A 19,908-nucleotide genomic window follows, 5' to 3' on the forward strand; every position below is an offset into this window, starting at 1 on the left:
CATTTTGCCGTCTGCTCCCACGTAGGCCCTCCGTCTCTCGCGATCGGGGGGATTCTTCGCACATTCACCTCATGCCCCGCACGAGGGGAGCGGCGTGGCGCTTACGAAGTTTCACCGTTTTCGTCCCGGCGCTCTGCAAGCGACCATCTTTCAGCCAGCGGTGCCGTTCGGCCGTCGAGATCGTCAGAATGTCCTCGATTTCACGGGGGATTACGGGCAGGTCTTCGATATTCTGCAGTGCTTCGGATACGATCCCGAATACCACCTGCACATCATTCTCGGCGCCCTCAGACAGGCGCAGGGTAAGCACGCGGGACTCGATATTGAGCAATTTCCTGAAATCCGTTGGAAGGCGGGCGCGTATTTCGAGAAAAACACCCCTCGCTCTGACGGGCGATCCAAGCGTTGCAGCCGGGGTTAAAGGCCACTCTCCAATCAGCTTCGCTGTTGCATTGATTTTTCGGCGCGTGGACATGCCCTTTATATAGGTCACCGATTGTCGGCAGCGATGAGCCGATCGCAGAGCCAACATGAGTTCTAATCCGCCAGCGGTCTGAACCACGATGCCCTAAAGGCGCAACCACGATGGCGGGGCCGCTTGCAATTTCGGGTAACAGGAAGCGGCAGAGTTTAACTCACAGTGCGTTGCCGCGTGGCGGCTTTGGGGCCGGAAGCTGTCAGTCCGGTTTGGCGATCTAAGTTGCGATGAGCTGCCATATGGCCCAGCCCTGCCGTGGCCTACTTTTCAGCAATCCCGTATTAAAGCTGAAAGAGCCGATGGACTTCACATTACCGTTTGTGATCAGGTAAATCTAATTTAAGACTTGTTTTGGGGGAAATGAGATTTGAGCCCGGAGACGTTATCGCGACTTCTCGCATCAATGAATGCTGGCCGCCTGCTGGTCGTCTGCGGGGCCGGCCTCTCTATGGCCCCGCCCAGCAGCTTGCCTTCGGCTCGAACCGTGGCGGAACGCTGCTTCGACAAGTACCAGCTTGAAGTTGATCCCGCGTGCGATATCGGGCTGCGCGACAATCTTGAGGCGCTAGCTGAGCATTTCGTGGTCACGAGCACGCTTCAGTCCGTCTTCATTGAGCATTTGGTGCCATGGCCCGCATTCGTGCGGCCGCCCAACCCGGGTCACGCCGCGATCGCAGATTTCCTGCTCACCCGGGCAGCCGTGGCAGGCATATCAAGCAACTACGACATACTCATTGAACGGAGAGCCTGGGATTACGGAGCCGCCTTCCGCGGCTCCCTTGATGGCGACGAAGCCAACGCCGACGCGGTCCGCCAAGCGCCGCTTCTCAAGTTTCATGGTTGTGCGCACCGCGATCCCTCTTCGACAGTCTGGGCACCATCGCAGCTTCAAGACCCGGTCATTTCGGCCCGCATCGAGCGCAGCAAGACCTGGATGGCGGCCAACCTGCGGCAGAAGGATCTGTTAGTCGTCGGCTTCTGGTCTGACTGGGAATACCTCAACGCTGTGATCGGCGGGGCGCTTGCGGATGTCCAACCACTCTCTGTCACCGTTGTCGATCTCTCGCCGATCGATGCCTTGGCAGCAAAGGCACCCCAACTCTGGCAGATCGCACATGCGGAGAATGTTCATTTCGAACATGTACGCGAGTCGGGAGCCGATGTCCTCGATGAGCTGCGGCGGGCGTTCTCACTGAATTACCTTCGCCAAGTCCTGGCCGCTGGCAAGGCCGTCTTCGAAGCTTCGACAAATGTGCAGTGCAACCCCGAATGGCTCAATGTCGCCGATTACGACAGCGAGACTTTGTACGGGCTGCGCCGAGATGCTGAAGGTGTCCCGGCCGTACAGCCGGCGACGCGCATCCGGCCCGGTAACGTTGAGGCTTTGGGATACTTCCATCTGTTGCTGCGTCAGGCAGGCGCGACACAGCGGCCGGATGGCTACGATCTAAACGGTCGCAGTATCCGGGTCATTAACGGCGCCGAAGCGATTCTGGGCTCACTGAGGACGAAGTTCATCGAACCTCCCGTTACTATCGCCTCGGACATCGTCGTGGCAGTGGGCGCGACCGATCTCGGCCTTCCCAGCAATGTCGTCCGGGGTGGTCGAACCGGCGACTTCATACGCCCAGACGCAGCTGGAGATTGGTACGATGTCAACGGTGCAATAGCGGAGCTGGACATCTGATGGACATCTCGACGCAAGCGGAAATCGCATTGCGCAATGCACAGTACGAGACATGGTCTTGGTCTGGCCCGCAGGGCCCGGTCACATGTTTCGAAAGCGCCGCAGTCATGGGCTTCGTTCATGTGTTCGAAAGCGCCGAAGCGCTCATGGCCGGATGGCGGACAAGTCAGAAGACAGCGCTGGCGCGTCACGCTGCCTCGCTTCGGGGTGCTGGGACCAAGGCCTGGAACGTCTACTCGGTCTTCCTCACCGCCGATCGCGCGCCTTCGCTCGCCCGCGCCATTGAGCGGATCGAAGAGGATTTCACACTCACCCGCAAGATCGCTCGCACGTCAATAACGACGGCTGAAGACGTGGAGAGGTCGCTTCTCCCGTTGATGGCAATCCGATCGCAGCCGATGCTGGGTGCTTCAAACTTCGAAGACCGGCTCCGAGCCCGATTGAAGGATGTGCCCGCCGACGCCGTAACGGCGTTCCTAAACGAAACGACCGCGGCAGACGTTGCACGTATTCTGGGAGCCAAATCATGAGGCTCGACTACGTAGAAGTTTGCGGCTTCCGGGGCTTCCGCGACAAGGTGCGGATAGACTTCGGCGGCGGCTTCACGGTGATTACGGGCCGCAATGGCGTCGGCAAGAGTACCCTGTGCGATGCCGTCGAGTTCGCTATTACCGGACTCATGGAAAAATACGCGGTCGAGAAGGCCGCCAAGGAGAGCCTCGCCGACTATCTCTGGTGGCGCGGCGCAGGGGTGCCGAAGGCGTATTACGTTACGGCTTCGTTCATCCGCGACGATGATGGAGAATCGTTTTCGGTCACGCGAACCCGCGAAGGAGGCGCCGACCGATCGCCAGAGGAGATCCAGGCGGCCTTATGCACCGGCCCTGCACCTGACGACGCACTGCGCCAACTGACGCGCACGTCCATCATTCGCGACGAATGGATCGCCGCGTTGAGCCTGGACCTTTCAGAGACCGAGCGTTTCGATCTCGTCCGCTCTGCGCTCGGAGCCCTTGAAGGGTCAGAAGCCACCGCGAAAGCTAGAGAGGTCGTGACAGTAGCAGACGCTGCTCACACCCGCAACGAAGCTGCCTATGAAACCGCACGCGCGAGGCTGGGTGAACGCCTGACCCAGCAATCGGAGATCCAGGCTTCTCTCAGCCGCACGGGTGATGTTGCGGCCGCCTTGGCAACAGTGGCCGCCGTCGTTCCCGATGCTCCCGCGGAGATGATCGCACGCCTTGAAGCCGCTCGTGGCGCCCTTGCTGACGGGCGTGCTCGAACGGCTCGAATGACCGAAGCGGTCGAGGCGGGGCGAAAACTCCTTGCGCTTCAGCAGACCTTCAATGCCCCGGATGCCGCGGCGGTGCGTGAAAGCGCGAAAGCGGAGTTGGAAACTGCGAGGGAGGCAAAGGATATCGCCTACGCGGCGGTCTCTGCCGCCGAGGCGTTACTGGAGCGAGAAGAGGACGCTGATGCGGTGGCCGCCTCTCTCGCTATTCTGATCGAGCATGGTGAGAGACTTGGCGTTCATGACGAGCACTGCCCTCTCTGTGCTGCCCATCGGACCTCTGAGGAATTCGCCGCCGGTCTAGCAGCGTCGCGGCGGCGCATATCGAGCCTCGCTTCCGGCGTACAGGACGCGCGGAAGACATTAGCTGCGGCCAGCGACGAGGCGCGCGAGTGCTCTACCACCTTCGCGATGGCGGAGGCCGACGTCGCTGCCCACCAGGCAGAGGAGCGCGCCTTGCGCGATGCGGAGCAAACACAGGCAGCCTTCTTCGATCGCTGGAACATAGACCAGCGCTTTCTTAATGATCCCGATAGCCTCGAAGGCCATCTCGAAGCCGAACGCGACAAATTGATCAACCTCGAGAGAGCGTTGCTGATCCTCGAGGCGTCCCAATCGGTCTCCCGCATGGCCTCGATCGAGAGAAACATCGAACGGTTGCGCGAAGAGCTCGACAAAATCGCCGATGCCGTCAACCAGTCGCAAGCTGCCTTATCGCATGCCCGCGACATTGAACGCTCGGTCAAACGCGTCAGCGCTGAGATCATCGACGAGCGGCTGGCGCAGATCAGCCCCTTGCTTAATGAACTCTACCAGCGTCTGCGCCCACACGCGGACTGGCGGACGATCGATTATAGTATCCGCGGCGATGTCCGGCGGTTCCTCAGCTTGAGGGTCGGGGATGGCCTGAACCCTCAGTTCGTATTCAGCAGCGGTCAGCGGCGCGCGGCGGGATTGGCGTTCTTGCTATCCGTCCATCTGGCCCGCGCCTGGACGCCTTTCCGCTCCCTCCTTCTTGATGATCCGGTCCAGCACATCGACGACTTCCGGGCGCTCCATCTCGTTGAGGTGCTTGCCGCGCTCCGTCTCGATCGCCGTCAGATCATCTGCGCGGTCGAGGATCCCGCCCTGGCCGATCTGCTTTGCCGGCGCTTGGTCAGCACGACCGACGAGCCCGGTCGCAGATACGATATCGACCTTGGGCCCGAAGGCGCGACGAGCGTCCTGACCGCTGAGGATGTTCCACCTATGCCAGTTGGCGTGTTGCGCGGTGGGCTTCAGGTTGTCGGGGCGACGTGAAGCAAGTGACAGTCTAGTTTCTAAGACTAGGTTAGGAGAAAACGGCCGCGCCCAAGTTCAGTCGTTACGTGCGCTACGCTGTCTCCAACCTCCGCAAATGGCAAAACGCTCCAGGCGCTCCCTCACAATGTCCAGACTTGTCGCGTCAATGTCCTCTGTGGATGGCTCCCGCGGTGCAAGGGGTTATTTGAGTTTTGACGATTGGGTCAGGTGCAGTCTTCTGTCCGGCCTGTCGATGCAGTCGTTCATGTTGACCGCTGGCCTTGATGGTATCCGCGAGTCGGGTCCCCCTCTGCTTTGCGGGCAAGGACGCCCACGACATTCGCACGGGTTATCCCAGCTCCCGGTATGACCGGTTCGCCATCACATCTCTTCGCCCTTGCAACTGGTGAACTTCCTGCTCCTTTGCGTCTTGCTTCGTTGGAATCGGATTAGATCAGGCTGCGGCGCTGATCGGTAGCCGGTAGGTTCCTCCGCGCGTCATGATCGCCCAGGCCACGCGCGCCGTCCGATTGGCGGCAGCCACCGTGACCAGACGTGCCGGCTTGCGTGCCAACATTGCAGACAGGCGCGGATCAACCGATGCTGGCTGTATCCTCGCCCGTCGGACGAGCGAGGTCATGCCGACCACCAACAGCCGACGCAGGTAGCGGTCACCCATTCGCGAGATCCGGCCCATCCGCTCCCGGCCTCCCGAGCAGTTCTGGAGTGGCGTCAAACCGAGCGAGGCGGCGAACTGGCGGCCGGAGCGGAAGCGCTCAGGCTCGATAACAGAAGCAGCCAGTGCCGTTGCCGAGATCACACCGATGCCCGGGATCGTGGCCAAACGCTGCGACAGCTCGTTGGAGCGGTGCCAGGCCAGAAGCTCCTTCTCCAGACGGGCGAGTTGGAGTTGAATAGTGCCGATCTGATCCGCCAATCCCCTCACCACCAGCCGACCCAGCGGTGGCAGCTCCGGGGCCTTGTCGGTGGAGAGCCGTCTCGCCAATCGCAAGGCATGATGCAGGCCACGTGCCATCTCGATCCCGAATTCGGCCAGGAGACCACGCAGCATGTTCACAAGCTGCGTACGCTGCCTCACCAGCAGATCTCGCGTCCGATGCAGCGCCAGCGTCGCCTGCTGCTCGGCCGACTTCACAGGCACGAAGCGCATGGTCGGCCGCGTCACCGCCTCGCTGATCGCCTCAGCATCCCCCGCATCCGTCTTGCCCCGCTTCACATAGGGCTTCACATAGGCTGGCGGCATCAGTCGCACCTCGTGGCCTAGCTTTGTCAGCTCGCGTGCCCAATGATGCGAGGTGCCGCAAGCCTCCATGCCGACCAGGCAGGAGGGAAGCTTGGCAAAGAACGGCAGGACTTGCGCCCGCCGCAACGCCTTGCGGACAACAACGTGTCCTTCAGCATCGACGGCGTGGACCTGAAAGACGCTCTTGGCCAGATCGAGGCCGATGGTGGTGATTTGCATAACGGATGGCTCCTCTTTCGTGTGGTCGCTGCGACAGCACCACTTCAAAGCATCAAAATGCCTTCAACGGGAGCGGGAGCCATCCACCCCATCTGCTTTCAATTAGTAGCAAAGGCGACCTCAACTTCCGAGATTGGCGCAAACAGTCCTTCATTCTTAGTCGGCGGAGGTCCGCTGCCGGCCCCTCGCTTCTGCTTTTAGAGCGAGTACGAGTACAGCTTCGAACGCGCGCCGAAGCGTGCTGACAATTTCGACGCAGCTGATCATACCTTGAAAATTCAACCCCGAACGCGTGTCCCTTGCATAGGTCTCGGTCGAAAGGCTATGACAAAGAAGGGGGGCAAGTAACGAGAGGAATGGCCTGATAAACATGTCTCGCTCTTCCTCGCGCACCGGGGGTGGAAATCGAGGAGCGATAGTGATTCTCGCCGGTGCCGGTCTCGCTCCAAGCGCGGTCGCCGAGTTTTTTCTGGTCGCAATTCTCAGATTGGCATTTTTGCACTCTCCCTTGCCGGTTTGGCAATCATCGCTGGCTATACCTATTCTGCCGTGGGGAACAGCCAGAACCAAACTGCCGCGACAATAGCAAACTGGACCGCATCCGGGCCAACGGCGATTACGGCGCAGCCTCGGTTGTGGACGGCGATACAATCGAAATTCACGGGCAGCGCATCCGGCTCAATGGCATCGATGCACCTGAAAGCCGTCAGCTCTGCAAAGATGGCAGTGGCGTGGATTATCCATGCGGTCGTCGATCCGCCGAGGCCTTGGACACCTTCTTGGCCGCATCTTAGGTATCACCGCTTTGTCGGAGATTGTCGTCGCGCAGATGGGGTTGGCGTCGCTCCCTGGATGGTAGAACACGGCCAGGCCCTCGATTGGCCTCGGTATAGCCACGGGGCGTACGCGCAACAACAGACTGCGGCCGAGGGGGCTAAGGTCGGAGTCTGGATTGGCACCTTCGAAGTACCTTGGGACTGGCGCGCGGAGCATGCCGACAAGCCGGCAACGGAGCGTCACTTCGGCCTCATCAACCAGGGCCAAGTAGCACAGAGCTATTCATGCCAACCTCGACGCTATTGCTCTCAAATCTCGTCGTGTGAGGAAGCGCACTGGTATCTCAACAATTGCTCCTGGGGCCCCAAGCTGGATCGAGATGGAGACGGGGCCTCCTGTGAGGGCCACTGCTGATTGTTCGGTTCGTGCCAGCTCTTTACCACTACATCCTGGGTCGCCGGAGCAACGTCAGTAGATAAACGGCTACGACCGCGTCAGCCTAACGTATCCATTTGGACGGGCTTCCATCGTTATCGTCCGGCTACCAGAGCTTCGATGCAGCTGGGCGAGCGCCGATAGCGCCTGACAGAAAGGCTGGCTGACATTTGTTTTCGAGAATTCAACCAGTTCGTTCAATCCGGTCGCACTTGAAAGTCGCAAGGCCTCGTAGCGACACACGGGGATTTGCCTATTGTTCTTGAAGCGTCTATCCGGCCCACCGCTTTTGTTCGGGTGGACCCATGTATGCCCGACCACCTCAGCATCGGAAGGAACCTTGCCCGTCTCAATGAAATTGCTCGGAGCAAACTGTGTCCTCAGATCACCATAGCCGACGGCGCCATATCTGTTCCCGTCTTTCACCAGGATGAGGTCCGGCATGAAATAGAGCACTTGGCGGCCAACGTGGATTGAAGGCGGGGTCACGTTACTACGAACAACTTTCGGCAACGTGCTTTCAAGAGTCGTGGACTTTTTGTCGACCAGCATGCTGGCCCCGGCATTGCGCTTCCATGTTGTCAGATCCTGGATCTTGCCTCCGGCCGCCACATGCCATCTTCCGTCGCAACGAGTGAGCGTTTCAAACGCACTAACAAGGCGGCCATAGGCGGCCTCGGCGTCTTGCTCGAGATCGTAATAGAGCACGCTTACCCGGCGATAGCTGTCGAACCATCTGCCGATCAGCATGCCCGGTAGAAATGCGGCGACGCCCAACAAAGGTGCAGCCCCTCCGAGCCTTGTCCCGACAAGGAACCCCGCTATTCCTGCCAGGACCGCGAGGGCCACAGAGAGCCGCGCCTCCAATTGCCTTGCATTGATCTCGTCAAGCACATTGGCATGCGTTTCATCGCGCATATCCATCACGTCGCCGGACCAGCGCTTGTGTGCGACCGAGCCACGAACAACGAGGCGCGTCGGGAACCGGACGTGACGCGGCGCAACTTTCTTCCCGGCGAGCCGTTCGAGCAGCAGCTTGGCAGCGAGCGGTCCGATCTCGTAGATAGGCTGTGCCACTACGGTGATCTGCGGATCGGTGAAGGTGGCGAGATTGAAGTCGTCGAAGCCGACCAGCGACACGTCGTGCGGGATAGACAGGCCCATCGAGCGCAGACCGAGAAGCGCGCCTTGGGTCATCAGGCTCTCCACCGTGAAAAGCGCCGTCGGACGGTTGCGGCGGCTGAACAGGCGGATGGTGGTTTCGACGGCATGTTCGACGGTCGAGCGCGACACGCTGATCAGCGATTCATCCAGCGCAATGCCATGCGACTGCAATGAATTCTGGTATCCGGCAAGACGTTCCTGCGCGGTGAAGATGCGCGACTCGTCGCGCAGCAGTCCGATCCGTCGATGACCATTGGCGACGAGGTAGTCCACGGCCTCGCCGGCGCCGCCCTCGTTGTCGACGACGACGCTGTCGCAGTGCACCTCCTTGACGACGCGGTCGATCAGCACGACCGGCGCGCCTTCGCGCACCAACTGGACGATGTGCTCGCTGTCGGTTGCGGAGGTCGGCGCCAGGATGAAGCCGCGGATGCTCAGCGATCGCAGGCTTTCCAGCAGCTCCTTTTCCTGTTCGACATTTTCCTCGCTGCTGGCAATCAGCAGGTTGTGGCGGTGCTTGCGCAGCTCAACCTCGATGTCGTGGGCGATGCGCGCCTGGATGTCGCCGGGCACGAAGCCCACGATCGGCAACTGACCGCTGCGCAGGGCCTGCGCCACGAGATTGGCCCGATAGCCCAGTTTTTCGGCGGCTTCCAGAACCCGCAGTGCGGTCTCGTCGCCGACGTAGCCGTAGCTGTTGAGCGCGCGCGCCGCCGTGGCGCGCGACACGTTGGCAGCGGCGGCAACGTCCTTCAAGGTGATCCCCTTCTGCGTCACGGCTACTTTGTCCTCCTGCGACCTGACATTGGTCAGATCGTGCTTCCGGCCCGGCTTTGCATTTTACCGTTGTGCCGCATATCGGCGCGTTCTCAAACTGCCAACGCCCAGCTTGTGCACGCTCTTTCCTCAAAGTCCTTATCGTCGATTTTGGAAGAAGCGCCGGATCTGCGAACTCTGGCCGGCCGGCTCATCGGGCGGCGCCTTATCCCGGCTCGAAAAACCAGACAAGGAGTGGGGCTCGTTTTAGACGTACCAATCTGTCGCCAGCGACCAACCTGCCAGCCGATGCTCAGACGCGAAGCGATTGCGGCTGCCCGCCCGGCTCTCAGATCGTTGGTGAAAGGACTCCCGCCAATTTCTCGGGCGGCGCTGCGCCGAGTATGGCTATTCAGAGAACTTCATTCTATAAGAAGAACTCTTTTGGCTGAATAGAACTGGTTACCTTGAGCCGCTCTCGCGACGACATTCCCAAACGCTCTTCCAGGGCGGAACTTCACCATGACGGCACTCACTGGCTGCTTGCACCGCAGGCAAGTGAACGCGTCGTAAAACAGCCGCCCGGCTTGGTGCCCGCGCTGGAGAATGCAGTTGCGATTCTGCAGTTTCTCAACGACACGCCGCCACATGAGGCAGCGCTTGTCGACCTTACAGCAGCACTGGATATTTCAAAGACCCACTGTCACTCGATTTTGAAGACGCTGGTGCATTTCGAGTGGCTGAAGTTCGATCCCAGGTCCAAGACCTACCGTCTTCACTCCGGGCTTCTATCCACCGCCTCCAGCCTGCTCAATTCTCCGGTTCTGGATGCGGTGCGGCGCAGCCTCAGTGCGCTCGTGCAGCGCATCGATATCCCATGCCTGCTGACCCAGCCCATGGACGACGATACTTTCATCGTCATCGACAAGTTCAACGGTTCGAAGTCGATGGAAATATCCTTTCCGATCGGACATCGCTTTCCGCGTGACGCCTGCGCCCAGATGCGAGCCTATCTGGGCTGGCAGACGCCGCAGCGGCTCGATCTCTGGATGCAGCATTGGACGCCTGCCCGCTACACTTCGAAGACACCGCTTGACGCCAAGTCAATCCGGGCGTCCGTCGCTGCTACGCGCGAGCGCGGCTATGCGCTCAGCCAAGGCGAATTCACGGAAGGCATCATGGCGATCGCCCTGCCGATCTTCGACCGTGACGGACAGGTTTCCTTCATCTTCAACTGCTCGTTCATGATCGACAGCTTCCTGCCCGAGGAGAAGAAGGTGGCGGCCGAGATGATCCGGGCCGCCACCGAAATCCATCGCGCGACCCTGGCTCGGCCACCGGAAAGTTTCCCCGCCCTGTAAAGACCCGCGGCAGGACGCCTCAGTAGGCGAGCTTATGGATGCCGGCAGCCAACAGCCTTATGCCGGCCACGATGTCGGCGATCGAGGAGAACTCCTCGGGCGTATGGCTGCGGCCTTCCTTGCTGCGTACGAAGATCATGGCGACCTTTGCGATGGTGGCCATCTGCTGCGTGTCGTGGCCGGCGCCGCTGGCCATGGTCAGGATCGGTATCTCCTGTTCGGCTGCGCATTTCTGCAGCATGGAAACGACCGCCGGGTCGCTGCGGCATGGCCGGTGATCGATCTGTACCGACCAGTCGAGGTCTAGATTCCGGCGAGTGGCCACTTCGCGCATCATTGCCTCATGGGTGGCATAGAGCCGTTCGCAGCGCTCCGGATCGGGATGGCGCGCATCGATGGTGAACTGCACTCTGGAGGGAATGACCGCTGTGGCGTTCGGCTCCGCGACCACGCGCCCGACGGTCGTTACCGCCGGACGGCCCCATCGATGCGCCGTATCGACGGCGCGCGACCCGATTTCCATGAAGCCGGCCATCGGATCGCGGCGGATATCCATCGGGAAGGCGCCGGCGTGGTTCTGCGTGCCGCGCAAATCCACGCTGTAGTGCCTGATCCCCGTCACCGCGTTGACGACAGCGACGGGCATTCCTGCCTCCTCGAGTATGGGACCCTGTTCGATGTGAAGCTCGATGAACGTATCGATGTCGTTGCGCCGGGCCTCCGGAATCCGCTTCGCGTCCAGGCCGACCGCCCGCATCGCCTCCGCCGCCGTCTCTCCGTCGAACCCGATCGTATTGTCGGGATCGTCGGCCTTGATGCGCCCGGTTATGGCGCGCGAGCCCCAGAAATTCGCCGAGGGAAAGCGGCTGGATTCCTCCTCGCAGAATGCCACTGTCTCGATCGACCGGCGTGGTTGCCCAAACTGCTCCTTGAGCGCCTTGACCGCGATTAGCCCGGCAAGAGCGCCGAGCGCGCCGTCATAGCGGCCTCCGGGCTTCTGCGAATCGATATGCGAGCCCGAAACGATGCTGGAGGATGCTGCGTCAAATCCCTCAAACCTGCCCCAGACATTGCCGACCGCGTCGCGGCTGACAGTGAGCCCCGCATCCCCGCACCACGAGGCGTACTGGTTGGTGGCCGCAACCCATTCCGGCGAATAGACCGTTCGCCACACCCCAGTGTCGCCGTAGGAACCGTACGAAGCCAGCGTCAGGATGTAGTGCTCGACGAGTTTGGGATCGATGATGATTTGTGCCGTCATGACCGTTGCGCCTCCAGCTTTGCCGGACGAATTCGCGTCGAAGCCGTGCCGCGATGGATGTACCTGCCGCGTCCGGCCGCGCCGCTGAATGCGCCGCTCCGAATGATGATGTCGCCTCTCGATATGACCGTCTCGGGCGCGCCCAGAACCTCCATTCCTTCGAACATCGTGTAGTCGACGGCCGAGTGCAGGTCGGCTTGCGTCAGCCGGCGTCTGACGTCTGGATTCCAGATGACCAGGTCGGCGTCGCCGCCGACGGCGATTGTCCCCTTGGCCGGGTAGAGCCCGAAGATCCTGGCGGGCGTCGTCGCCACCAGATCGACGAAACGGTTCTGCGAAAGATCTCCGTTGGCCACGCCCTGCCAGACCAGCGTCATGCGTTCCTCGATGCCGGGAGCGCCGTTGGGAATCTGCCTGAAATCGTCGCGTCCTTTGTCCTTGCCGCCGTGGAAATTATAAGGCGCGTGATCCGACGAGACGACTTCGAGATCGCCGCGCGCGATGGCGTCCCAGATGATCTTCGGCTGATGCCTGGCCCGCGGCGGAGGGGTGAAGACATATTTGCCGCTCTCGAACCCCGGAGCTTCGAATACGGCATCGGTAATGTGCAGGTAATGCGCGCAGGTCTCGGCATGCACGGCCACACCGCGCTGCCGCCCTCGGACCACCTCCTCCAAGGCTTCGCCGCAGCTGACATGGACGATGTAGATTGACGCGCCGACCAGTTCGGCAAGGGCGACGGCACGCGCCGTAGCCTCGGCCTCGACTCGGGGCGGGCGGCTGAGCGCATGGTAGCGCGGCGACAATTTACCCTGGCCGGCAAAGCTGTCGCGCAGATATTCGACGGCCTCACCGTTCTCGGCATGGACCATGACCAGCGCACCGTTCGCCCGTGCCTCGTGCAGCACCCGGATCAAGGTACCATCGTCAACCATGGTGTCGCCCTTGTAGGCCATGAACAGCTTGAAGCTGGTGACGCCTTCGCCGGGCAGCGCCGACAATTCCGCCAGCGTCCGTTCCGAAAGATCCGAAACGATGGAATGCAGCGCGAAATCGATCACTGCCTTCGGATCGGCACGGCGGCGATGTTCTGCCAACGATTCCAACAACCCGCGGCCTTTGATCTGCGGACAGAAATTGATGATGCTCGTCGTTCCGCCATGCGCGGCGGCGATCGTTCCGCTGAGGAAATCGTCCTCCGTGTCGGCCAGCAGGCCGGGCGTATCGAGATGTGTGTGGACATCGACGCCGCCAGGCATCACCAGGCGCCCGGCCGCGTCGATGATCTGCGTCCCGCCGCCGCCGTCGATCGTGTCGGCGATCGCGCTGATGCGGCCGTTCGTGACCCCGATGTCGGCCGCGAACGTGTCGCACGCGGTGACGACAGTTCCGTTCTTGATTATCAGATCCACTTTTCCGTTCCTGTCTGCTCGGCGCGCATCGGGGCTGGGGATGCGCACGAATTGCTGGCGTGGTCAGCGGGCGGTGTAGCCGCCGTCGGCGACCCATACGGCTCCGGTCACGAACGAGGCTTCAGGCGACAGCAGGAAGGCTATGACGGGTGCAATCTCATCCGGCCGGGCGAGCCGCCCCAGCGGGATGTTCCTGGCTGCGTCCTCGACTGTGAAGCCAAGGCGCTTCTGCTCGCGCTCCATCATGGGCGTATGCACACCGCCTGGAGCCACCGCGTTGAAGCGCACGCCACGCTGAGCATATTCCAGCGCCAGCACCCGCATCAGGTTGATGACGCCCGCCTTTGCCGATGCATAGGCACTCAAACCCACCTGCCCGACCGTGCCGAGTTCGGAAGCCGTGGCGACAAAGGCGCCGCGACCGGAATTCACCAGCCAGGGCGCGGTGACCCGCGCCAGAAGATAGACGCCGCGCAGATTGACCCGCATGACGGCATCCCAATCCTGGGCGCCGGTCTGCTCCAGCGCCGCCGTGAAGCTTATGCCGGCATTGGCGACGGCGGCGTCCACCCGGCCTTCGGCGGCGGCGATGCGGGCGACCGCCTCGCCAAGCGCCGACTCGTCGGCAATGTCCACCGTCACGCGTTGCAGCCCGTCCAGTTCGGGCAGCGCGGCAAGTGCAGCCTCGTCGCGGTCCAGCACATGGACGCGATAGCCTTTGCCGGCCAGCAGGATGGCAGTGGCGGCTCCAATTCCGGAGCCGGCCCCGGTTACCAGGGCAACAGTCTGTGCGGTCATGTTTTTTACGTCCTTCCAGTTTGTGGCTTTTCGACTTCAGGCGGCGGCTTCACCTTGCCCGGCAAGCATCAGCACGGCGTTGCGCTTTGACGCGCCCGACCATGCGAGAAAGAGCCCTGCCGCCGCGAAGACCAGGATTGTGAGGCCGAACATCAGGGCCGAAATCGCGGCGATATCTCCCTTCAGCCCTTGCCGCACCGAAGCCAGGATGTAGACAGGCAAGGGCGTGGTCTTCGCGGTGCTGACGAACAGCGAGACGATGACGTCGTCGAAGGAGATGGTGAAGGCGAGCAGTCCTCCGACCACCAAGGCCGGCGTCAAGAGCGGAAGCGTAACCGTCATGAACGCCAGGCCGGGGCTCGCGCCGAGATCGGTGGCCGCTTCCTCGAGCCTCGGGTCGAGCGCGCTGAGGCGCGCACGCACGATGAACGCCACAAGCGCACCGCCGAACAGCGTATGCGCGATGATCATGCGCACCAGCCCGGCATCGAGGTCGATCTTCACGAACCAGATGAGATAGGCGACGGCTTTGACGATCTCCGGAAAGGAGAGGACCACCAGCAGCAGCAGGCTGAGCGGGACGGCGACAGCTGCCGACCGGCGCGCAAGAACGGTCCCGCACACGCAACCCAGAACAATGCTTGCGATCGCTGTGCCGAGCGCCACGGTGACGCTGGTGCGCAGGGTCGAAAGGATGTTCTGGTCGGAAAGCACGCGCCCGTACCAGCGCAGACCCGCCCCCTTCCAGATGATCAGATAGTCGCCGACATTGAACGAATAGGCCAGCACCGCCACGATCGGGGCAAACAGGAAGACGGCCACGAGAAGCGACCACAGGCCGAGCATGATGGATCTTGGTCCGGGTACGGTGCGGCTCATCGGGTCAACTTTCTCGCCAAGGCCGGCAGGCGCTGGATCGCCGATGCCGCTCCCGCCATGAGGAGCACGCTGGCGACGACCACTCCCACCAGGGAGAGGGCCATTGCGGAGGCCAGCGGCCAGTTCTCGCCTTGCAGGAATTGCGAATAGATCAAGGTGCCTATCATCATGCCCTTGGCGCCGCCCATCAGTTCGGGGGTGACGTAGTCACTGGTCATGGTGATGAAGACGATCATCGCTCCGGCCGTGATGCCGGGCGCCGTCAGAGGCAGCGTTATGCCCAGAAAGGTCTGCCAAGGCCGGGCATAGAGGTCGCGGCTGGCCTCACGCTGATCCTTCGAAAGCCTGTCTATCGAGACGTAGATCGGCAGGATCATCATCGGCAGGAAATTGTAGACCAGGCCGAGTTGCACGGCGGTTTGCGTGAACAGCAGGCTTTCGCCCGTCCGCAGCAGCCCGACCGCTTGAAGCGCCTGCGAGACCATGCCGTTGCCGCCAAGCAGAATGCGCCAGCCGAGCATCCGCAACAGGTAGCTCGTCCAGAATGGCACCACGACCAGCACAAGCAGCCACGGCTTCAGCCGGTCGGGACAGCGCGTGCTGATGAAATAGGCGACGGGATAGCCGACAGCGATGCAGAGCGCCGTACCGAGCAGCGCATTCTGCACGCTGGCGGCGAACACCAGGCGGAAGGTCGGCGTGAAGACGTTGAGATAGTTGTCGAAGGTCAGAGCGCCGGCGACTGCGTCCGCGCCGTGGCCTTCGCCATTGTAGGTGGCGAAGCTTTGCAGCGCGATGAGCAGGACCGGGACGATGAAGAACGCCGCATAGAACGCGAAGGGCAGGACCACCAGCCACCAGTCGCGCACCATCCGCCCCAGGCGGCCCGAGACCGCGGGACAGTTTATGCTTTGATGCCGTTCGGCTGCTGCGTGCACGGATGCCATTCCTTGAGACGGCCCGACGGCCGCTGCATCGCCGATCAGGCAAACGCAGCGGATTGGGGCGGACGGCTCGTTGCCGGGCCGTCCGCTGGTGCGGTCAGCCGCGCGAGGCCGCCGCCTTGATCTCGTTGAACATCTCGATCCGCTTCGAAGGGTTGGAGCCTTCGACCTGCTGGAAGACGAGCCGTTGCGCGACGCCGTCGGGGAACACAATCATGTCCTTACGAACGAGGTTGGCGGGGAGCTTTTCGACCACGCCCTTCACACCGGTGTCGTAGCCGATGAAGGCCACTTCCTCGGCAGCAACGTCCGGGTCGAGCATGTAATTGATGAAGGCGTGAGCCGCCGTAACGTTCTTGGACCCGGTCGGCACCGCGTAGTGATCGCTCCAGATCACGCATTGCGGAGTCGGGTAAACCCAGGTGTAGCTGTCCGGGTCCTGCTCGAAGATATGACGGCAGCTGCCGAGATAGCCCTGCCCCAGGACATAGTCGCCGTTCAGCATTCCCTGGACCGGGTTCGCGTCGAAGGCCTTCAGATGCGGCACCAGTTCCTTGAGCAACACGTCCCTGGCATGTTCCAGGCGCGCCACGTCACCGGTGTTGTAGTCCTTGCCCTCCCGCCAGAAGACCAGCCCGAAAACGCTCGGCTGGTCGTTGAGGACCGATACGCGGCCGCTGACATCAGGCAATGCCGCCGCGCGGAAGAAATCGTCCCAGCTCTTGATCTCATCCTTGACGACGGTGTGATTGTAGAGGATGCCGATCGTGCCGAAATTCTTCATCACCGTGTAGCGATTGCCGGGATCGAACGGAGGATCGCGGAAATCGGTGCGGAGATTTTCGAGGTTCGGGATCTGCGCGTGGTCGAGCGGCTGGATAAGCTTGCGTTCGACCGTCTGCTTGACGTAGGCGTCGCCAAGCACGACGATGTCGTAGTCGGCGGAACCGGAGATTTCCAGCTTCGCGATGGCCGCCTCGACTGAATCGAAGGTGGCGACCTGGACCCTCGGGCCGGCGCCGGCGCTGAAACCTTCAAGCACCGCCGGGTTGGCGTAGCCTGCCCAGGAGTAGATGAACAGGCTGTCGCCGAGCTTGGCGGCGCCTGCAGCCGCCTTGGCATGCGCCGGCAGATCGGTTTCGGCAAAGGCGGCCGAGATGCCGTTGACGCTCAGCGCCGCTGCGCCACCGGCCATTGTCGCCAGGCGCAGGAAGTTTCTTCGCGTCCATTCCTGGGAAGCAAGTATCCGGATAGTCCCATTGCTGTCGTTCATGGTCGGTTCTCCATCTTGAGGTTTGTTGGAACTCCCGGTTGATCCGGGATTATTGTGCTGTGATCGGGGTGCCATGTGACCCAGACTTCGGCTCCGGGCGCGATGGCAGCATCCGCAATCCGGCTTGTGCAGGTGACGGTCTCGCCACGTCTGGTCCGGGCCATGATGCAGTGGTGCGAACCGAGAAACTGGCGCTCCACCACCGTCGCGCCGACCCGGCAAAGATCGGCGCGCGGCTCGGCTCCGAGCGGCATCAGTTCGACGCTCTCGGGACGAACGAGGACGGTGTTGGCGCCCTGCCCGCCATGGGCTGGAAGCCAGATGAATTCATCTTCGGCGATCTCGATGAGGCGGTGATCGCCTCGCCTCGATACGCTCCCGGTAAAGAAGTTCGACTGGCCGACGAAATCGGCAACGAAGCGGCTTGCCGGGCGGTGGTAGAGATCGGCCGGGGTGCCCACCTGCTCCAGGTGCCCCGCATTCAGGATCGCGATGCGGTCCGACATCGCGAAGGCTTCGTGCTGGTCGTGCGTGACGAACACGAAGGTGATCCCGACCTCCTGCTGGATTCGTCGCAACTCCGTCTGCATCGTCGCCCGCAGCTTTGCATCCAGCGCCGCAAGCGGCTCGTCGAGAAGAAGAACACGCGGGCGGTTCACCAGGGCGCGCGCCAGCGCCACCCTCTGCTGCTGGCCTCCCGACAAGGCGGCAGGTCGTCGCTTGGAGAGATCGCGGAGCTGAACGAGATCGAGGACCTCCTCGACGCGCCGGCGACGTTCGAGGCGCGCGACACCCTTGCGCCTCAGTCCGTATTCGATGTTGTCGTAGACATCCAAATGCGGAAACAGCGCGTAGGATTGAAACACGATGTTCACGTCCCGCTTGTGCGGCGGGATGCCGGTTACCGGATTTCTGCCGAGCAGAAGTTCGCCGCCGCTCGGACGCTCGAAACCGGCGATCATCCGCAGTGCCGTCGTCTTGCCGCATCCGCTCGGCCCGAGCAGCGAGAAGAACTCCCCTTCGCCGATTTCGAGATTCAGCTTATCGATGACCGGCGTAGCGCCTGCCCTCGAGGTGAAGACTTTCGAGATGTCCTTGAAGGTGATGGCCGCTTCTGCTTGCAACACGCTCACCTCACCTGTCCTTTTCGAGAACGGATCGACGTACATTCAAAGCCCCCGGAAATGTCCGCCACTGATGTTGAGCACGCTGCCGCTCATCCAGTCGCCGCCCTTGCCGAGGAGATGCAGAACGCCTTCGGCGATTGGCCGAGCGCCGCCAAAACCCAGCGGATGGGCGGCCAGATAGGCCTTCCTGCCTTCATCGGAATAGGGCCGGCCGGTATCACCTGTCGGCCCGGGAGTGATGGCGTTGACCAGTACCCCGTGCGGCTCCAACTGGGAGGAGAGCGATACCGTCAGTCCGATCAGGCCCGCCTTGGCCGTCGCATAGGCGGGAGAAAGCGTCGGCGAGCCGACGCGCGCGGCAAGAGAGCTTACGAATATGATCCGCCCGGCTCGGTTTTCCATCATCCCCGGGATAACCGCCCGCGAACACCACCAGGCGCCGTTGAGATCGACCTCGAGCACATGGCGCCAGTGGGCCTCATCGATCGTCGCCGCCTGCCCATGCGGCGCATCGAGGCCGGCATTGTTGACCAACGCGTCGATCCGGCCATGCGCCGCGACCACGTCCTCGGCCAGCTGCATGGCGCTTTCGGGATCCGTGATGTCGACATGGCTATGGCTGGCCTGTCCTCCGCCCGAGCGGATCGCCTCGGCGACGGCAGCCGCTTCGTCGAGCAGGATGTCGGCGACGACGACATGGCCTCCTTGCGCGGCCACTCGTTCAGCGATGCAGCGGCCGATGCCGCGCGCCGCGCCGGTGACGATGACGGTCTTGCCTTGGAGCCCGCCCATCAGGCCGCCTCGTCCCGCATGTCGCGCTTGAGGTGGGCCAGGACTTCGGCCAGAGGCAGAACGTCGGCGTAGCGGGCGTTGATGTCGAACAGGTTGGCGACATGCGCCGAGGCGCAACGGTCGCCGACGGCTTCTTCCGGGACAATCGCGTGAAAACCGTAATCCAGCGCGCTTTCGCAGGTCGAGCGAATGCAGCCGCTCGTGCTGCAGCCGGTGATGACGACGGTATCGATCTTCTTCGAAACCAGGATGCTCAGCAGATTGGTGTTGAAGAAGGCGCTGGCGCGTGGCTTTTCGATGAGCGCTTCGTCATCGCGCCGCTCAAGCTCCGCAATCAGCCGGACGCGATCGGAGCCGCGTATCATGTTCCGGCTGTGCGGGGTCTTCAGGCGGGTCACCGCCGGCAGGTCGGACTGGCTGGCATCGTAGGCCATCGTGGTGAAGATGACCGGGACATCGCTCCGAGCGCGCGCCACGGCGAGCAGGCCCTTGATGGACTGGGTCACGCGGCCGAGGTCGGAACCGAGTTCTTCCTCGGTTCGCGTCCACGCACCCGCCATGTCGATGACAAGGAGTGCCGGCCGCTCGCCCCAGCCGACACGCCCGGCAAAGCCCGCCTTGCGGTATTGTTCGAGCAGCTCGGCGTTGCCGAGGCGATGGACCATCTGCGTAGCTTGCATATCGTTCTCCAGGAATGCCGCCTCGACGG

16 protein-coding genes and 1 pseudogene are annotated in these 19,908 nt (G+C 62.1%); 5 read left to right on the plus strand and 12 right to left on the minus strand.

Features of this window, described 5'->3' with window-relative positions; all coding sequences use genetic code 11:
* Positions 1-97 precede the first annotated feature (97 nt).
* Positions 98-475: pseudogene (locus NKJ94_RS23255) on the minus strand (hypothetical protein); the annotation flags it as partial.
* 370 nt (positions 476-845) lie between these two features.
* On the opposite strand from NKJ94_RS23255, the gene NKJ94_RS23260 reads away from it, so the two are divergent.
* The 3 genes from NKJ94_RS23260 to NKJ94_RS23270 are packed head-to-tail and all read left to right on the plus strand — an operon-like array spanning position 846 to position 4,755.
* The gene (locus tag NKJ94_RS23260; RefSeq protein ID WP_352528218.1) at positions 846-2,165 is read left to right on the plus strand and encodes an SIR2 family protein; all 1,320 of its coding nucleotides are present in this window, start codon (positions 846-848) and stop codon (positions 2,163-2,165) included.
* Positions 2,165-2,695: a hypothetical protein gene (locus NKJ94_RS23265; protein WP_352528219.1), complete on the plus strand. Its 531-nt coding sequence runs from the start codon at positions 2,165-2,167 to the stop codon at positions 2,693-2,695. The genes NKJ94_RS23260 and NKJ94_RS23265 overlap by 1 nt, the downstream gene beginning before the upstream one ends.
* Entirely contained in the window at positions 2,692-4,755 is a 2,064-nt protein-coding gene (locus NKJ94_RS23270; protein ID WP_352528220.1) for an AAA family ATPase, read from the plus strand. The genes NKJ94_RS23265 and NKJ94_RS23270 overlap by 4 nt, the downstream gene beginning before the upstream one ends.
* Before the next feature lie 436 nt (positions 4,756-5,191).
* Here the strand turns inward: NKJ94_RS23270 and NKJ94_RS23275 are convergent, their stop codons facing one another.
* On the minus strand, positions 5,192-6,220 hold the full coding sequence (locus NKJ94_RS23275; protein WP_352528222.1) for an IS110 family RNA-guided transposase: 1,029 nt from the start codon (positions 6,218-6,220) through the stop codon (positions 5,192-5,194).
* 852 nt (positions 6,221-7,072) lie between these two features.
* Here NKJ94_RS23275 and NKJ94_RS23280 point away from each other — a divergent pair.
* Positions 7,073-7,411 (plus strand): excalibur calcium-binding domain-containing protein, encoded by a 339-nt coding sequence (locus NKJ94_RS23280; protein ID WP_352528332.1) that lies wholly within the window; start codon positions 7,073-7,075, stop codon positions 7,409-7,411.
* A gap of 69 nt (positions 7,412-7,480) precedes the next feature.
* On the opposite strand, the gene NKJ94_RS23285 is transcribed toward NKJ94_RS23280, so the two are convergent.
* Positions 7,481-9,373, minus strand: a complete 1,893-nt coding sequence (locus NKJ94_RS23285) for a LacI family DNA-binding transcriptional regulator (RefSeq protein ID WP_352528224.1) — start codon at positions 9,371-9,373, stop codon at positions 7,481-7,483.
* A 446-nt stretch (positions 9,374-9,819) separates the two neighbouring features.
* Here NKJ94_RS23285 and NKJ94_RS23290 point away from each other — a divergent pair, with 446 nt between their 5' ends.
* A complete protein-coding gene (locus NKJ94_RS23290) occupies positions 9,820-10,713 on the plus strand; it encodes an IclR family transcriptional regulator (protein WP_352528226.1) in 894 nt (297 codons plus the stop codon).
* Positions 10,714-10,732: 19 nt separating this feature from the next.
* Here NKJ94_RS23290 and NKJ94_RS23295 read toward each other — a convergent pair whose 3' ends face one another.
* The 9 genes from NKJ94_RS23295 to NKJ94_RS23335 form a co-directional block, all read right to left on the minus strand.
* Entirely contained in the window at positions 10,733-11,974 is a 1,242-nt protein-coding gene (locus NKJ94_RS23295; RefSeq protein WP_352528228.1) for a hydantoinase/carbamoylase family amidase, read from the minus strand.
* Positions 11,971-13,386: a dihydropyrimidinase gene (gene hydA, locus NKJ94_RS23300; RefSeq protein ID WP_352528230.1), complete on the minus strand. Its 1,416-nt coding sequence runs from the start codon at positions 13,384-13,386 to the stop codon at positions 11,971-11,973. The genes NKJ94_RS23295 and hydA overlap by 4 nt, the downstream gene beginning before the upstream one ends.
* A gap of 63 nt (positions 13,387-13,449) precedes the next feature.
* A complete protein-coding gene (locus NKJ94_RS23305) occupies positions 13,450-14,184 on the minus strand; it encodes an SDR family NAD(P)-dependent oxidoreductase (protein ID WP_352528232.1) in 735 nt (244 codons plus the stop codon).
* A 36-nt stretch (positions 14,185-14,220) separates the two neighbouring features.
* A complete protein-coding gene (locus NKJ94_RS23310; protein WP_352528234.1) occupies positions 14,221-15,063 on the minus strand; it encodes an ABC transporter permease in 843 nt (280 codons plus the stop codon).
* Positions 15,060-16,001: an ABC transporter permease gene (locus tag NKJ94_RS23315; protein ID WP_352528236.1), complete on the minus strand. Its 942-nt coding sequence runs from the start codon at positions 15,999-16,001 to the stop codon at positions 15,060-15,062. The genes NKJ94_RS23310 and NKJ94_RS23315 overlap by 4 nt, the downstream gene beginning before the upstream one ends.
* 103 nt (positions 16,002-16,104) lie before the next feature.
* A complete protein-coding gene (locus NKJ94_RS23320; RefSeq protein WP_352528238.1) occupies positions 16,105-17,280 on the minus strand; it encodes an extracellular solute-binding protein in 1,176 nt (391 codons plus the stop codon).
* Complete coding sequence (locus NKJ94_RS23325) at positions 17,277-18,449, minus strand: ABC transporter ATP-binding protein (RefSeq protein ID WP_352528240.1); 1,173 nt, start codon at positions 18,447-18,449, stop codon at positions 17,277-17,279. Before NKJ94_RS23325 ends, NKJ94_RS23320 begins: the two co-directional genes overlap by 4 nt.
* Entirely contained in the window at positions 18,450-19,199 is a 750-nt protein-coding gene (locus NKJ94_RS23330; protein WP_352528242.1) for an SDR family NAD(P)-dependent oxidoreductase, read from the minus strand.
* A complete protein-coding gene (locus NKJ94_RS23335) occupies positions 19,199-19,879 on the minus strand; it encodes an isochorismatase family protein (protein WP_352528244.1) in 681 nt (226 codons plus the stop codon). The genes NKJ94_RS23330 and NKJ94_RS23335 overlap by 1 nt, the downstream gene beginning before the upstream one ends.
* Positions 19,880-19,908: the final 29 nt, after the last annotated feature.

Source organism: Mesorhizobium sp. M0060 (assembly GCF_040323155.1).
Classification (GTDB): domain Bacteria; phylum Pseudomonadota; class Alphaproteobacteria; order Rhizobiales; family Rhizobiaceae; genus Mesorhizobium.

Bases quoted from the DNA above. Each gene is read 5' to 3' on its own strand.
- NKJ94_RS23265 (WP_352528219.1), top strand. From the start codon at position 2,165: ATGGACATCTCGACGCAAGCGGAAATCGCATTGCGCAATGCACAGTAC.
- NKJ94_RS23270 (WP_352528220.1), top strand. From the start codon at position 2,692: ATGAGGCTCGACTACGTAGAAGTTTGCGGCTTCCGGGGCTTCCGCGAC.
- NKJ94_RS23275 (WP_352528222.1), bottom strand. From the start codon at position 6,220: ATGCAAATCACCACCATCGGCCTCGATCTGGCCAAGAGCGTCTTTCAG.
- NKJ94_RS23280 (WP_352528332.1), top strand. From the start codon at position 7,073: ATGGTAGAACACGGCCAGGCCCTCGATTGGCCTCGGTATAGCCACGGG.
- NKJ94_RS23295 (WP_352528228.1), bottom strand. From the start codon at position 11,974: ATGACGGCACAAATCATCATCGATCCCAAACTCGTCGAGCACTACATC.
- NKJ94_RS23305 (WP_352528232.1), bottom strand. From the start codon at position 14,184: ATGACCGCACAGACTGTTGCCCTGGTAACCGGGGCCGGCTCCGGAATT.
- NKJ94_RS23310 (WP_352528234.1), bottom strand. From the start codon at position 15,063: ATGAGCCGCACCGTACCCGGACCAAGATCCATCATGCTCGGCCTGTGG.
- NKJ94_RS23320 (WP_352528238.1), bottom strand. From the start codon at position 17,280: ATGAACGACAGCAATGGGACTATCCGGATACTTGCTTCCCAGGAATGG.
- NKJ94_RS23325 (WP_352528240.1), bottom strand. From the start codon at position 18,449: ATGTACGTCGATCCGTTCTCGAAAAGGACAGGTGAGGTGAGCGTGTTG.
- NKJ94_RS23330 (WP_352528242.1), bottom strand. From the start codon at position 19,199: ATGGGCGGGCTCCAAGGCAAGACCGTCATCGTCACCGGCGCGGCGCGC.
- NKJ94_RS23335 (WP_352528244.1), bottom strand. From the start codon at position 19,879: ATGCAAGCTACGCAGATGGTCCATCGCCTCGGCAACGCCGAGCTGCTC.